At 63.5% G+C, this 14,356-nt stretch carries 15 protein-coding genes; 7 read left to right on the top strand and 8 right to left on the bottom strand.

What is annotated here, in order from left to right; translation table 11 throughout:
* The first annotated feature begins 47 nt into the window (after window positions 1-47).
* A complete protein-coding gene (locus tag BUS42_RS05130; protein ID WP_074305813.1) occupies window positions 48-932 on the top strand; it encodes a hypothetical protein in 885 nt (294 codons plus the stop codon).
* Window positions 933-1,173: 241 nt separating this feature from the next.
* Here BUS42_RS05130 and BUS42_RS05135 read toward each other — a convergent pair whose 3' ends face one another.
* Window positions 1,174-1,947, bottom strand: a complete 774-nt coding sequence (locus BUS42_RS05135; protein WP_074305814.1) for a tRNA (guanine(46)-N(7))-methyltransferase TrmB — start codon at window positions 1,945-1,947, stop codon at window positions 1,174-1,176.
* A 68-nt stretch (window positions 1,948-2,015) separates the two neighbouring features.
* A complete protein-coding gene (locus BUS42_RS05140; protein ID WP_074305816.1) occupies window positions 2,016-3,443 on the bottom strand; it encodes a DUF7133 domain-containing protein in 1,428 nt (475 codons plus the stop codon).
* Between the two features lie 270 nt (window positions 3,444-3,713).
* On the opposite strand from BUS42_RS05140, the gene BUS42_RS05145 reads away from it, so the two are divergent.
* The 4 genes from BUS42_RS05145 to BUS42_RS05160 all read left to right on the top strand — a co-directional run bounded on the left by BUS42_RS05145 (window position 3,714) and on the right by BUS42_RS05160 (window position 7,080).
* Window positions 3,714-4,070 carry a phosphoribosyl-ATP diphosphatase gene (locus tag BUS42_RS05145; protein WP_074305818.1) on the top strand — a complete coding sequence of 119 codons (357 nt, stop codon included), beginning with the start codon at window positions 3,714-3,716 and terminating at the stop codon, window positions 4,068-4,070.
* 107 nt (window positions 4,071-4,177) lie between these two features.
* Window positions 4,178-5,275, top strand: coding sequence for a tRNA 2-thiouridine(34) synthase MnmA (mnmA, locus tag BUS42_RS05150; protein WP_074305820.1), 1,098 nt, complete (start codon window positions 4,178-4,180; stop codon window positions 5,273-5,275).
* A gap of 71 nt (window positions 5,276-5,346) precedes the next feature.
* The gene (locus BUS42_RS05155) at window positions 5,347-5,655 is read left to right on the top strand and encodes an antibiotic biosynthesis monooxygenase family protein (RefSeq protein WP_074305822.1); all 309 of its coding nucleotides are present in this window, start codon (window positions 5,347-5,349) and stop codon (window positions 5,653-5,655) included.
* Window positions 5,656-5,856: 201 nt separating this feature from the next.
* Window positions 5,857-7,080 carry a GtrA family protein gene (locus BUS42_RS05160; protein ID WP_074305824.1) on the top strand — a complete coding sequence of 408 codons (1,224 nt, stop codon included), beginning with the start codon at window positions 5,857-5,859 and terminating at the stop codon, window positions 7,078-7,080.
* Here BUS42_RS05160 and BUS42_RS05165 read toward each other — a convergent pair whose 3' ends face one another.
* Genes BUS42_RS05165 through BUS42_RS05180 form a run of 4 tightly spaced genes read right to left on the bottom strand, consistent with a single transcriptional unit; the run spans window position 7,081 to window position 9,676 of the window.
* Window positions 7,081-7,806, bottom strand: coding sequence for a hypothetical protein (locus BUS42_RS05165; protein WP_074305826.1), 726 nt, complete (start codon window positions 7,804-7,806; stop codon window positions 7,081-7,083).
* The gene (locus BUS42_RS05170; protein ID WP_074305828.1) at window positions 7,803-8,351 is read right to left on the bottom strand and encodes an ExbD/TolR family protein; all 549 of its coding nucleotides are present in this window, start codon (window positions 8,349-8,351) and stop codon (window positions 7,803-7,805) included. The genes BUS42_RS05165 and BUS42_RS05170 overlap by 4 nt, the downstream gene beginning before the upstream one ends.
* Window positions 8,348-8,818: an ExbD/TolR family protein gene (locus tag BUS42_RS05175; protein WP_074305830.1), complete on the bottom strand. Its 471-nt coding sequence runs from the start codon at window positions 8,816-8,818 to the stop codon at window positions 8,348-8,350. The genes BUS42_RS05170 and BUS42_RS05175 overlap by 4 nt, the downstream gene beginning before the upstream one ends.
* A gap of 36 nt (window positions 8,819-8,854) precedes the next feature.
* Window positions 8,855-9,676, bottom strand: coding sequence for a MotA/TolQ/ExbB proton channel family protein (locus BUS42_RS05180; RefSeq protein ID WP_074305832.1), 822 nt, complete (start codon window positions 9,674-9,676; stop codon window positions 8,855-8,857).
* Between the two features lie 339 nt (window positions 9,677-10,015).
* Between BUS42_RS05180 and BUS42_RS44760 the strand changes: the two genes are divergently transcribed.
* Both BUS42_RS44760 and BUS42_RS44765 read left to right on the top strand, forming a co-directional pair.
* Window positions 10,016-11,056: an alpha/beta hydrolase family protein gene (locus tag BUS42_RS44760; protein ID WP_254053319.1), complete on the top strand. Its 1,041-nt coding sequence runs from the start codon at window positions 10,016-10,018 to the stop codon at window positions 11,054-11,056.
* The gene (locus BUS42_RS44765) at window positions 10,990-12,063 is read left to right on the top strand and encodes a carbohydrate kinase family protein (RefSeq protein ID WP_254053320.1); all 1,074 of its coding nucleotides are present in this window, start codon (window positions 10,990-10,992) and stop codon (window positions 12,061-12,063) included. Before BUS42_RS44760 ends, BUS42_RS44765 begins: the two co-directional genes overlap by 67 nt.
* Window positions 12,064-12,165: 102 nt before the next feature.
* On the opposite strand, the gene BUS42_RS05190 is transcribed toward BUS42_RS44765, so the two are convergent.
* Both BUS42_RS05190 and BUS42_RS05195 read right to left on the bottom strand, forming a co-directional pair.
* A complete protein-coding gene (locus BUS42_RS05190) occupies window positions 12,166-13,224 on the bottom strand; it encodes a DUF1559 domain-containing protein (RefSeq protein WP_074305834.1) in 1,059 nt (352 codons plus the stop codon).
* Window positions 13,225-13,435: 211 nt separating this feature from the next.
* Window positions 13,436-13,621 (bottom strand): hypothetical protein, encoded by a 186-nt coding sequence (locus BUS42_RS05195; protein WP_074305836.1) that lies wholly within the window; start codon window positions 13,619-13,621, stop codon window positions 13,436-13,438.
* Window positions 13,622-14,356: the final 735 nt, after the last annotated feature.

Genomic DNA, 14,356 nt, shown 5'->3' on the forward strand with positions numbered 1-14,356 from the left:
CCCGCCCGCCTTCGTATAATTTTACTCTCGACGCTCAGGACTAAGCCGTGAGCAAACCCAACTCGCTCTTCCGAGGGTCGGAACTGCCACGGCTGCTCCTGCTCCTGGTCATTCTGATCGGGGGCATGGTTCTGTTGTGGAAATATATTTATTTCAAGAGGGTTCCCCTCGAGGCCAACCCGGTGGCCCGGGTGCCGCTGACGCCGATTGTCCCGGATAAGTCGCCCGAGTTCGACACGGTGCGGGACAAGACCGAGATCCAGCTGCGCGACATGGCGGCGTACAAGAAGCTCCTGACCCAGGTGGAAACGCTCAGTCCCGCCGCGCTCTCCAAGATCAGTCGGCGGGACGTCCTCTCGATCCAGATCTGGGAGCATCCCGAGCACTATCGCGGTGTCCCGATCCAGATCGTCGGCACCGTGCTTCGGGTGATGACCTACGAGAGCAAGCTCAGCCGCACCGGGCGGCTTTACGAAGCCTGGATGGTCACGTCCGACAGCCAGCGCAACTTCTACGTCTGCGTGTTCGAGGATCCCCCCAAGGGATTCCCGGTCGGTGACAACCTCTCGGAACGGATCGTCTTCAACGGTTACTTTTTCAAACTGATGAAGTATCAGTCGGGCAAGGATCTCGGCTTTTACGTCTCGCCGGTCCTGGTCGGCCGAATCGGCTGGTCCGAGCCTGTCGCCGTCGGCGGAGCAGGGGGGGGAGCTCCGTCCCCCGCAATCTGGATGGCCGTGGCGGTCGGCCTGATGTTCATCGTCTCCTTCTACCGCTGGATGACCGGCCTGCGCCGGTCGCTCTCTCCCCTCTCGCGGGCTGCATTCCATCGCGAGCATCCCAGCGAAGAGATCGCCCCCGAGGAACTGACCGCCTGGCTCGAGAACGTGGCCGACGACGATCAAGCTGGCGAGCCCGAGAAACTCGTGTAGCCCCGAAGGGGCGACCGTCCATAGCCAGGGGGCGTATGCCCCTGGGAAAACCGATGTATTTATGTTTTGCAGCCCGGAAGGGGCGACCGTCAATAGCCGAGGGCTTATTTTGACGGTCGCCCCTTCCGGGCTGCAAAATGTATTGATTTGCGTTGTTCTTGATTCCAGGGGTTTCACCCCTGGCTAGGAACGGTCGCCCCTCCGGGGCTGCAAATATGCGTGCGAGAGGCGGTTTTCTCGTCTACGACGGTCGTCCCTCTTCCCAGGCGTCGAGGTCGCACCAGGGGCCGCGGCTCTTGAACCGGGGGGCGGGTAAGGTCTCGGCGAGGGCGAGCGCGGTGTCGCGCGTGATGTCGTCGCGGCGGCGGCCCGTGCCTCGGAAAATCCGGAGGCCCCGGCCGCGCGCCAGGATCTCGCGCCGCGAGCGGCCCGCGGGAGCGTCGGGCCACGGGCCCACCTGTTCTTCGAAGTCGAAGAAGACGGGGATGACCTTCTCGAAGTAGGCCCAATAGTCGGGGTTGTCGGTCTGGATCACGAACAAGCCACCGGGTTGAAGGCCACGGTGAACGTCGGCCAGGAACCGGGGGGTCACCAGCCGCAGGTGCGCCTGACGCGGGTTGTGGTAGGGCTGGGGGTGATAGAGATGGACCTCGGCGAGACTGGCCTCGCTCACGTACGAGGCCATAAACGTTTGTGCGTCTCTGACTGCGAACCGAACGTTGTGCAGTCCGCGCTGATTGGCGCGGCGGGTGGCGTAACGAATCACGACGGGAAGGATGTCGGTGGCGATATGGTTGGCTTCGGGACGAGCCAACGCACTCAAGAGCGTATAGCGACCGTTCCCGCAGCCCAGTTCCAGAATCGTGGGCGCGGAGCGACCGAAGATCGCGGACCAGTCGAGCGGGCCGGGCGGAGGCAACCGCTTGATCGCCGTCCGTGCCCATTCCGCCTCGGGGAGGATCTGCCCTGGGATCGTGACTCCGAACTCCATCTCGATATCGCCAGGACTCGGCATTGGTTTCCTCAAGAGGCCCACTCAATTTGCAGAGAAAAAGGAACAAGAACCCTAGGACACCCGTCCGCTCACGGCAAATCGGATCGGGGAGAAATCCGTTCTTCCCGAGGGATGCGGTTCATCGTGTAGTGGCAGGTGCTGGGGTTCGCGTCGGGCAACGTGGTCCGGACTTCGTAGATTCGGTCGGCGAGGAGCGGTTCCTTGAGACTCAGCCGAACCGTTCGGCCATCGGGCCCGAGCGTGACCGAGGCGACGTGCAGCGACTCTTCGTCGACGGGCGGGGAGTGGTACGCTCCTTGGAAGACGTGGTGATAGCGTCTGACCAGGTAGCGGTTCGGGTCGATGGCTGCGGCGGCATTCGCCGGTGCGGTGAAGTAGGTGAGTGTGAACCCGTCGTGGGCGGCCTTCACCTCCTGGATTCCGAACGATCGCTGGCCGGAATCGGTGACCCGGAAGACGGCCCCTTGCTCGGGTTCACCTCCCCAGGCGGGTTCCCGCAAGCTGCCGACGTAGAGCTCGCCTTGAGGTGAGAAGGCTACGCAGATCGGCCCGAGCAGGTTCTCGAGGAAGGGATAACAGGCCCCCTGGGTCTGGCCGTCGACTTCCTCGAGGCTGGCGCGAAGGATGAACCGATTATTGTATTCGCAGAGGATGAGTTGTCCTTCGAGCGGGCCGAACTTGCCGCCGGTATCGGCGAATTCGAGTCCGTTGACCGAGCGTGCCCAGGGGTACGGAATCCGGACGGCGGGGGGGACGACGGGCCGTCCTGAGCCGGTGGGCGAGTCGGCCTGACTGGCGTAACCGTACCACCCGCCGGGCACGAGTTGATCGATCTCACAGGTGGTCTTCTGCTGACCTTGGTTGTCGGTAAAGAAGACCTTGCCATCGCGACCTCGGGTGGTCCAGCCCGTCGGGTAGCGAAGGCCGTCCGCCACGATCGTGACCTTGCCGTCCGGTTTCACGTTGATCGCTTTGCCGCGGAGGTAATGACGACCCTTGAGCGGGCGTTCCCGGACGTCATCGGTGACCGGGCAGATGATCCAACCCCCGCCCGGCCATCGCGCGATCCCGGTCGTCCAGTCGTGGTGATCTTTGGTGACGTCCCAATCATCAGAGAGGGTCAGCCAGCGCTCCGCCCAGCCGTCGCGGTCGCGGTCCGACAGGCGCAGGAAGGCGCTTCGGGTGGCGATCAGCAGGTCGTCGCCTTCCGCTTTCAAGCCGAGGGGCCAATGTGGCAGCGTTCCGGCCCAGCGGTCGTAGCGGTCGAGCAGTCCGTCGCCGTTGGAGTCGGTGGCAACCAGGACGTTGCCGTCCATCGACCCGACCACCAGCGATCCATCCGCGCGGACCGTCATGCAACTCGGCAAGACGTCGTTGGGGAGCGGGAGTTTTTTGGCGACGTAGCCGCCGGAGGTTGCCAAGGGCTCGGCGGCGGGCGCGGAGAGGACCGCGAGAACGATCGTCGAGGCAGCGATGGAAGCAGCGAAACGTATCATGAGAGTGAGGTCCCGTCCGGCCCTTGCGGGTGATCGTCTTTTCTATTTTGACAGAGGGGTCACTCGCCGGGCAAGCGGGCCGTGCGCGGGAACGGGGTGTCCTGTTCGGTTCGTTTGGACTCGGATCGAGGTCGAATGCGATGTTCACCGCGTCCCCCTTGACGGTATTCTGGAGCGGTCGTCGATCATTGCTTCGCTTCAGGAAGAGGTCCGAGCCCTTGTCGGCTCGAATCGACCTGGAACCTTTGCGCTGGACCCCGAGCCTGAGCTATGTCCGAATCGTCCGTCGTCTCCGCACTGATGGCCGTGATCGCCGAGCGTAAGTCCCGCCCGCCCACCGACCGGTCGTATGTGGTCTCACTCCTTCAGGCCGGGGACCCCAAGATCCTCGGGAAGATCGCCGAGGAGGCCGCGGAAGTGGTGGCAGCCGCCGGCGAACCTGGCGACGAAGGCCGCGACCACCTGGTCCGCGAGGCGGCCGACCTGATTTTCCATGCCTTGGTGTTGCTCGGCAGCCACGACGTCTCGTGGCCGGCCGTTGAGGCCGAACTCGGCCGTCGGTTCGGCATCAGCGGGATCGTCGAGAAAGAGTCCCGACCCAGCCGGAGCGAAGGACGCGAAGGCTGATTGACTCCTTCGATCGCGGCACGAACCATTGTCGCTGACTCCTGCTCTGGTTTACGATGAGGAGCAGGTTTCCTTTTTGGTGAAGATTCCTGGGAGTCTGGGTTTGCATGGCTAGCCGCGTTGTTCTGGCGATGAGCGGAGGAGTGGATAGCTCGGTGGCCGCGCACCTGCTCAAGGAGCAGGGGCATGAGGTCATCGGTCTCTTCATGCGCACCGGCGCCCATGCCGAGGACGCCGAACGCCGATCGAAGACCTGCTGTAGCGCGACGGATGCCGTCGACGCTCGGAACGTGGCCGACCGGCTCGACATTCCGTTCTATTCGCTCGATTTCGAGCCCGACTTCAAGCGGATCATGGATCAGTTCGCGGACGAGTATGTCGCCGGACGGACCCCAAACCCGTGCGTGATGTGCAATATCTGGCTCAAGTTCGGCAAGCTCTGGTCGTACGGCAAGCAGGTCGGCGCCGATTTTGTGGCCACGGGGCACTATGCACGGATCAAGTCCGCGCCTGACGGCTCGTTGCGGGTGGCGCGCGGGGTTGATGGGACGAAGGACCAGTCCTACGTCCTCTTCGGTCTGCGGCGGGAACTTCTCGCGAACGTCTTGCTGCCGATCGGGGAGTATCCCAAGTCGGAGGTTCGTTCGATCGCGCGCGATTTGGGCCTGCCGGTTCACGACAAGCCGGACAGCCAGGAAATCTGCTTCGTCCCGCAGGACGACTATCTCGAGTTCGTCCGCGCCCGTCGCCCGGGTCTCGATACGGCGGGCGCCATCGTGGATGAAGCGGGGAACGAGCTCGCCCGCCATTCCGGCATCGAGGCGTTTACGATCGGCCAGAGACGAGGCCTTGGGGTGGCCGTCGGATCGCCACGATATGTCGTGCAGATCGAGCCGACATCGAAGACCGTGACGGTGGGGCGTCGCGAGTCGCTCGAGAAGCAGGGGCTGATCGCGACCCGGTTCAACTGGCAGGGCGAAGTCCCGCAAGCCCCCGCGCCCTGCCTTGCCCAGATCCGGGCCCATCATACGGCCGTCCCCGCCACGGTCGAGTTGCTTCCCGGCGATCGCGCCCGGGTGGTGTTCGAGACGCCGCAACTGGCCATCACACCGGGGCAGGTGGTGACGGTCTACCAGGACGAACTGGTGCTGGGTGGCGGCTGGATCGATCAGAGTTTCGACCTCCCTTCCGAAGAAGAATCCTGACGGGATGGATCGCGTTCCCGCGGCTTGACACGTTCCTCTTCGTTTCGAACGATCGCTAGGAGTCTGCGCTAATGGTCACCGTGGGCATGTACTACGACGTCATCCCTGAGAAGACGACGCTCTTTACCGCCAAGTTTCAAGAAGTCATCGAGCTCATGAAGACGATTGAAGGGCATAAGTCGAGTTTCCTCTATCAGCGCGTCGATGATCCCCATTCCTTCGCGGTTCTCAGCGAGTGGAGCGATCAGCAAGCGTTTCTCGACTTCATTCGCTCCGACACGTTTCGCCAGGTCACGACCTGGGGCCGTGAGCAAATCCTCCGGTCGATGCCCAAGCACAAGATTTATCCGCGGTCGGAAGATCTCGGCCGTCCCTCCTGAACTCGGATTGCCTTCGATACCGGGATACACTACGATTTTCTCGACTCCCTCGCCCGGAGGGAGCGTCCGCGCATGATGCGTCGACGGCTCCCCTCGGTCTGATCTGCACCTCGGTGCGTTGCATCCCCCGGCGATCTCCAGCCTGGCCCTGACCCGCCAAACGCCGGTATGTTTGAATCACAAACGGAGTTTTGAGATTCTATGGCGAGCGTCAGCCTGATCCTGCCTCTGGCCCCCGGCTCTTTGCTGTCCGCCGAAGTGATCGAGAAATTCCGCGTGTGTCTCGAGGATGCGGGACACACGGTGGAGGTTCTCGGCATTGCCGACCCGAGCTCTCCCTATCTCCCGCTTGTGGCCGGCTCCTGGTGGCGCTCGTTCGTCGCACCTGAGCCTGGGTTGGCTTCCGCCTCGGTTGCCGGACTCCGCCGTGCCAAGGGGGACGTCCTCGTGGTGCTCGACCACGACCGGGGCTACTCGCTCGAAGAGCTGGCGGGCATGATCGAGCCGATCGAGCGTCGTGACGCCGACCTGGTCGTCGCGAGCCGAAATGCATCGCGTGGAGCGGAGGTCCGGCCCGGTCGAGTCGCCGCTTGGGCCGGTCTGGCGGCGCGGCGGGTCATCGGGTCGACCGACCCGTTCTCGGGACTGGTGGCACTGACGCGCGAACTGGCTCGATCCGCCAATTTGGAACCGCTAGGATCCCACTTCACGCTGGAATTGCTCGCGCGGGCGGGGGGCCAGCGCCAGGACCTGGCGGTGGCCCGAGGCCAAGGGCGGAGGGCGACGAGCCGGCGGGTTCAACTCGACGATCTCCGACACCTCAAACGCCTGGGTGATCATAAGTTCGGGAATATTTCTCGACTGATCCAATTTTGCGTGGTGGGCGCGTCGGGCATGGTCGTCGACCTGTCCTGTTACGCCTTATTCCAGTGGCTCCTCTCTCGAACGGGCCTGGCGGCCATGACCGCGCCGGTGGTCGGGGGATCGCTGGCCCTGGCGGTGGCCGGAGCCGGTTCGATCGCGTTGGCTCTGATCTGGAATTTTTCGCTCAACCGCCGGCTGACGTTCAGCTACGCCCGGCGTGGCTCGCTCCTTCATCAGTTCGTGGGCTATGTCCTGAGCAATGCTCTCGGCGTTGCCTTGAGCTTCTCGCTCCGACTGATCCTGCCGAGGCAGTTCACCTTTTTCAACCGCCACCGGCTCGCGGCGGCCCTGGTGGGAATCGTGGCGGCCACCGGGATCAGCTTTACGATGGCACGCTGGTTCGTCTTCGGCCGGCGTCCTGCGGGTTCCGCTGAGCCGCAACTCGAGGACGGCGAGAGCCTTGACGAGGTGGCGCTCGTCGTCGTCGCCGTCGACGGGGTGGGCAGCGAACTGTCTCAACATGCCGGGCCGGCGCACGTCTCGTCGTTCGATCCGTCCTAATTAATCCCGGTCGGGAACGGGAGCCTCGGAGAGTGGCGAGTCGAACTGAGGGGCCGGTCCCGGTTCGAAACTCGTCGTTCTAGAAACGGGTTTCCTGAGGTGTTGCCACGCGAGGACGGCGATGACGACCGCCGCGCCGGCGATCCCGAGAATCCAGTCGTTGACGGCGTTGCCGGATCGCAGGACGGGTGGCCGCGCCGTTCGGGGAGGCGAAGCCGGGGGCCGTGGGCCGACGATCAACGGGGCCAGCCGTTCCACATCGGCCCCTTGGTAGCGAATCCGTTTCAGGAATGTCCCGACGAACCGGACGTTCTCTCGAACCGTCGGGGATTCGGCCTTGGGGTTCGGCGCGGGGTAGACCCAGCAGAAGGGATCCCCCGAGGCCGTGACGGCCCACGCTTCCACCAGCGGGGGAAACGTGCCGAACGCTCCCTGGCGGAATCGACGGACGATCCGCCCCTCGACCTGGACGCGAGCCCCTTCATATCTTGCGGGATGGTCCCAGAGTTCCCGGAAGCGGATCAATGCCGGAGCGGGTTCCGCGTCGCGGGCGATGAGGGCGCGGCGATAGGCCGCAAGATCGGCCACCGCGAGCGGCGCATCGTCGGCCCGAGCCCAGGGAATTACGGAACCGAGCAAGAGCCCGGTTACGAGCCGTGCTTGACGTGGCGTCCCGAACCATCGTCGACGTTGCGGGTCGGGGCGACGAGCGATCGGACGCGTCATGGAATGCCCCGAGGCGTTGAGGACGCGGGGGAGGGCTGGATCGCGGGATCGGTGAGCCGAACCGTGGCCACTCCGGCGGCGCCGCAGACTGCGATGATCCGAGCGGCCTCTTCATATCGCAGCGCATCGTCAGCGACGAGCCGGACTCGCAGCGGCCGGTTCTCCATGAGCTGGACGTAGCGACCGAGGCGTTCACCGAGAGTGGTCAGGTCGGGCAGGACTGATTCCCCGAGTCGAAGTGACTTCAAGTCTCCCAGGTCGTCGGTTTCCGCGCGGATCCAGAGGTCGTTCTCGAGGTCGGTGTCGACCCGCCGCGAGGCGGGGGCTTGCCCTCTTCCCTTCGACTCGCTGGGGAGTGCCAGGGGGGAGGCGGGGAGGTCGAGATCGAGGTGGGTCTCCGCCGAGGGGACCTGGAAGGTGAGCACGAAGAAGGCAAGGAGCTGGAACGCCATGTCGAGCATCGGCGTGACCGGGAAGGCCACTTCCTCGGGGGGTTGCGGGCGACGCGATTTCGAGCGGTTCCTCCCGGTTGCGGTCGCGCTCATCGTTCCTTGCTCCGGAGGACGACCAGGCTAAAATGGGCGAATCCGCGTTCCTGGGCCTCGGCCAAGGTCCGCCGCACCATGCCGTAGCTTGCGTCTTTGTCGGCCCTGATCACGACGTTGGTGGCCAGGTCTTGGGCGGGGCCCCCCAGCGTCTCTTGACCCTCGATCCGTCGTTTGGCCTGGTCGGCCCACCAGTGTTGGCTGGCGTTTCCCGCCAACGGTTCGCCTTCAACCAACAGTTGGCCGTTCCGGTCGAGCCCGACCACGAGTCGATCGATGCCGAGATCCGCACCCGGCAGCGCCGCGGGGGCGACCGGTAGTCGGATCAACTTGGTCGTGCCTTCGAGCTTGGTGCCGAAGTGAATCAGCATCATGAAGAAGGTGATGAGCTGGAGGACCACGTCGAGCAGCGGGGTCAGGTTCAAATTGAACATGTCCCCGCCTCGGTGCCGGATCTTGTACGACATGGAGGCCTCCTTGGGCGCTCGAGCTCGACGGGCGACTTACTTGTCCGCAACAGGGAGGGCCGAGCGGGTGACGGGCATGACCGCGGTGGCCAACGGGTGCGGCGCCCGGATGCCTGGCGAGAATTGTTCGAGCAACGAGTCGGCCGCCATCGCCACCTCAAGCGAGAGTCGAGCGATCCGGTTCCGAAAGATCGCGTAAAAGTAGATCGCCGGAATCGAGAGGGCAATCCCTTCGAGGGTCGCGAACAGGGCGGTCGAGATTCCGGCGGCCAAAGCGCTGGCCTGCGGAGACGACCCGGCCGTGGCGATGACCTGGAAGCTGATGATCATGCCGTAAACCGTACCGACCAGGCCGATCATCGGCCCGAGTGTGCCGACGGTCGCCAGGTAGGTGGTGCGATGCTCCATCTCCATCGTGACGTCGTCGTTGGCCATTTCCATGGCCTTTTGCGCGGGGGCGAGGCCCGCGGGAAGCTTGCGAACCCCGGCGGCGAGCACTCGAGCCAGGAACGAGGCATCGACCGCGAGCCTCTGATAGGCCTCGGTGTACTGCTTCTGGGCGAGCAGGTCGCCGACCTCGCGGATCAGGCGGTCGGGCAAGGCGACGGGTCGACGATACTGTTTCGCCATCCAGGCGATCAGGGCGATCATATAAAACGACATGACCATGATCACGAGGCCGATCGGCCCCGAGGCCCGGACCATCCAGGAGAGGAAGGATTCGCTGCCGTCGGCCGGTTGTGCCACGGCTCCATCAACCGCCCCGGCCTCTTGAGCCCAGGCGATCAGGGGGGACGTGAAAACCAGTAGACAAGCAAGAACGAGGGCGGTGACCCAGCGACGGCAGGGCGTTGACATAGAACGCGGATCTCCCCGCCCGTCTCGCACCGGCCTTCCCTTGGCACTCGAGCCTCGGCCGGAATCATCCAGGCTTGACCCAAGCTTAGCCGATCGAGCGAGATCGGACAACTCCGCGACTCGTAGAGCTCGGCCCATTTCGGACCGGCGACCCTTCGCATACGAGTCCACAAGGGAGGCCCGCATCCGCGGGATCACCCTGGCCAGTCCGGCCGTTGGGCATGAACGCGGCGGTGGTCGCCGGTACGGTTCCCCACCCTTGCGACGGGGAAGTGGCCCTGATCTAATCCGGGACAGCTCTCCACCCTCATTCTCACCCCGCCCTCATCGAGAACCCCGATGTCACGATCGCTTGGCGCTCTCATCCTTGCGGGTCTGCTCTGTACCGCGGTCGCGGTGTTGGCTGACGAGCCGAAGCCACCGATAACGGATTTTGTGTCCAAGGCGCTCGCTCGTGAGATCATCGGCCCGCGCCAGACGCTGGTCGAAACGATCCGCGAATGCGAGTCGGCGATTCCGCGGATGCCTGCGGTCAAGAGCGTGGGCGAGTGGGAAAAAGCCGCCGAGCGGATGCGGTCGGATGCCCTGGCGCATGTCATCTTCCGGGGCGAGGCCGCGGCCTGGCGTAAGGCCAAAGCGAAGGTGGAGTGGCTCGGCACCATCGAAGGCGGCCCTGGTTATCGGATCAAGAAAGTTCGTTACGAAGCAGTCCCGGGACTCTGGATCCCCGGTTTGCTCTATGAGCCCGAAAACCTGGCGGGGAAGGTCCCGGTGGTCCTCAACGTCAATGGCCACGACGCTCAGGGGAAGGCGGCCGACTACAAGCAGGTCCGCTGCATCAACCTGGCCAAGCGGGGGATGCTCGCCTTGAACCTCGAATGGTTCGGAATGGGCCAGTTTCGTGACGGCAACTATCGTCACGACCTGATCAACCACATCGACCTGTGCGGGGCAGGGGGGATCGCCACTCACTACCTGGCCATGAGCCGAGGGATCGACCTCCTGCTTTCGCTCGAGCACGCAGATCCGCAACGGGTCGCCGTCACTGGCCTGTCGGGCGGGGGCTGGCAGACGATTTTCATCAGCGCCTTTGACAAACGCGTCACGTTGACCAACCCGGTGGCCGGTTATTCGAGCTTCCTCACGAGAACCGAGCACTTCTCCGATCTGGGCGACTCGGAGCAGACACCCTGCGACCTGGCCACCGTGACCGACTACGCCCAGATGACGGCGATGATGGCCCCGCGCGCCACCCTGCTCACGTTCAATGCCATGGATAACTGCTGCTTCGCCTCGGGGCATGCGCTCCCCCCTTGTTGGATGCCGCCACCCCGATCTTCCGACTCTACGGGCAGGAGTCGAAACTTCGTTCTCACATAAACACCGATCCGGGCACGCACAACTACCTGCGCGAGAATCGTGAGGCCTTCTACGGGATGGTGGGGGATACTTTCTTCAAGGGGGACCCTACTTTCCGCGCCAAAGAGATCCCCTCCGACGCGGAAGTCAAGTCGGCCGAGACCCTCAACGTGCCGCTGCCGGACGGTAATTTGAGTTTGCAGAGCCTGGCTCTTCGTCTGAGCAAGCCCCTCCCCAACCGGGCTGAGCTTCCCGTGACAGACGCTCAAGGGGTGGCCCGCGCGTGGCGTGATGAGGGCCGAAACCGGCTTCGCGACGTCGTTCGAGCGCGGCGATACGAAACGAAAGCGTGGTCGATCGCGCGTGAGCAAGGCGATGGGTTCAAGGCGACCTCCTGGCGCGTCGAGGTCGGTGAATGGTCGGTACCGGTCGTTGAGCTGACGAAGGGCGATCCCGGCAAGACCGTCGTTCTGCTCGCCGATGACGGCCGTAAGGCGTCGGCGGCTGAGGCAAGAAAATGGCTGCACGCGGGCTATCGTGTGCTTGCGGTCGACCCGTTCGCTGTCGGGGAAGCGCGGGTCGCCGAGCGCGACGATCTGTTCGCCCTCATGCTCTCGGCCGTGGGCCATCGCCCGTTGGGCGTACAGGCTGGCCAGATCGCGGCGATTGCCCGCTGGGCGAAATCCGAACGTCCGGCCGAGTCATTGTCGCTGGCCGCGTCGGGCCCACGAACCGGCATGATGGCCCTGGTTGTCGCGGGCCTGGAAGAGGCCGCGATCGATGCCGTCGAGCTCCGCGCTCCGTTGGGAAGTCTCAAGGAGCTGATCGAGACGAAGCAGGAATACCGACTTTCTCCCGAGCTCTTCTGCTTTGGGCTGCTCGAGGAGTTTGACGTGGCCCAGCTCGCCGCCCTCATCGTCCCTCGGAAGCTGACGATCCGTGAACCGAACGAGCGCGCCAGGACGGAACTGGGGGGGCTCGGAGCGTGGTACAAAACCTGGGGAGCGGACTGGGAACCGGTTCATTGACGGGAGAGTGTCCGATTCGGAAGCCTGGGAGGCCCGTCGTCCCTGGGACCTTGAGTCGCTGGATCTTGAAGGCGAGATCCAGCGACCCGGAGATGCCCTGGCTCAGAGTGCGTCGGAGCTCACGACTTCGCCGCCGTTGCGGGTGCCAACCGCCCACCATGCTTGCTGATTCACCGAATCCTTCATGAATCGAACCGAGCCGTCCGCCATGGTCATGTTCACGCCGCCCGAGTGCATGCTCGAGGGAGGAGCCGTGCCGAATTGGTCGACCGAATAGGTGTTCCAGCCGGCGTTGGTGCAGGACCGTGTGTTCGGACCCGAGAGGTGGTTGTACATGCCGTAGCTGACGTAGCTTGGGTAGCCGTAAAACCAGTCGCCTCGGCTGGTGGACAGCCCTGCCGTGGTGGGGGGCAGCGAGGCGCAATTGGCGATCATCGCCTGGGCCGAGGCCATGGTCGGGCTATTCGCCGCCGACGTCGTCTGGAACATCACTCGCTTCCATCCGTTCGGGTTGGAGCTTCCAGCCGTGACTGTGGCGGCATTGGAGTGGCCGGTGACCACCTCGCTGAAGAGAGCCGTGTTGCTCGTTCCATCAACGATCGACGCAAGTTTCACGACGCTTGCCGGGGTTCCCGAGGGGAGGGCTGCCCCGGTCACGCCCGTGGCAGGGACGAAGGTTCCGGAATAGCCCGTGAAATGGTACGGACCCCCCATATTTCCGACGTAGCTGCTCATGGAGACCATGCGCATGGGGGCGTCGCTCGGACAGAGCCACGAGCCGACCTGGGTATTGAACACCGTTGTGTTCATGTTGTATTGGCCACAACCACTGCCATTGCACTGGACCGGGCCAACATTGTAGGCGTTCCACAAGGACACCTGCTCGATGAACGGCAAGAGGCTGAGGTGGCCGCTGGGACCCCATCCCCAATTGTCCACGGGGGACGGATACATGACGCTCGGCGGGAAGGCGCTGTGGGTGCTTTCGTAATTGTGAAAGGCCAGCCCGATCTGTTTCAGGTTGTTCGTGCACTGCGACCGCCGGGCGGCCTCGCGAGCGGCTTGAACCGCCGGCAACAACAACGCGATCAGCACGGCGATGATTGCGATCACCACCAGCAATTCGATCAAAGTGAATCCACGAGGTTGCTTGAGACGCATCGACGATTTCCTCAGATTACTAGGGATGAGTCAGACGTGAGGTCGCGAGGAGCTTGATCACGGTCCGTATGACTTTGGAATTCGAGAGCGTCGTGCTACGGCGTAGTGGGACCGTTGATCTCACTCAAGAAGCGGAGAAGGTATAAGTCATGGTGAATGAAGGTCGGTGGGCAGGTGGGGGGCCTCAGGGCGTTACCGGCCGCTGCAAACCCTAACGCCTGGGGCCGGTATATGGTGGTGTGGGGGAGCGGCCGACGGGGGTGTCGATTTTGCCGTGGGCGTTCCCGTCGTGGCCTTTGGGCGCCATGGTCGTCGCGGGTGCCGAATCGCATCCCACGAACGTGCTCAGTACCAGCATCGACAGGAGCAGCACGGGAACGAACGAGCGGTGATGCATGAATTTGATTCCTCTGATGCGTGCGTAGCACTGCGGCCGTTATCACTTCATCGAACCGAAATCATCCGATGCAAAGACACTCCGTCCTCGATCGGTTCAGCTCGATTGCGTTGCGAGGGGCGTTCGGAATCCCCCCGGAAAGTCCTGGAAGGCAAGGAAGAATGAGTCGATCGCAGTCGGAAATTCTGCTACACGTATTTTTGCTTAAGTTGGGTTTGTGGGGGCGATTGATGTTAATAATTCTGTGGACTAATTTTGAATTATCAGTAAATTTATTGAGAAATGAATGAATTTAATTGCATTGCGATTAATGAATTTGTGTCGAATCGATGATTTAACTTGCAGTGGGGGGGGGTGGGCAAGTGGAATGGGGAGAAAGCAAATGCAATGCCGGACCGTAATTGTTGCGAGCGGCCCGACGCGTTCCATCGCGCGTTTCCCCACGCGTTCGGGCGACGACGTGGCCGGAAGGTCGGGTGCCACTGGCCTCAACATGGGGCGTGCCGAGAAAGGGCGGTGGTCGTGGCGTACTCAAAATCGAATCCGGAATTGTTGGTGAGCCGGGATCCGATGCTCACTCCTAAAGCACTAGGTGCGTCCACCTGAGCGGGGTCGAAGTTCGAGACCACCCTGTGTCACACCGTTGTGGAGCGACCTGGGCACGTGGCAAAATCCCAGAGCCGGGCTTAAGGACGGCCTCGCTGTGACACGCAGCGAGGCTCCACACATCGATCG

Origin of the sequence: Singulisphaera sp. GP187 (assembly GCF_900129635.1) — a bacterium.
In the GTDB taxonomy this organism is placed as follows: domain Bacteria; phylum Planctomycetota; class Planctomycetia; order Isosphaerales; family Isosphaeraceae; genus Singulisphaera.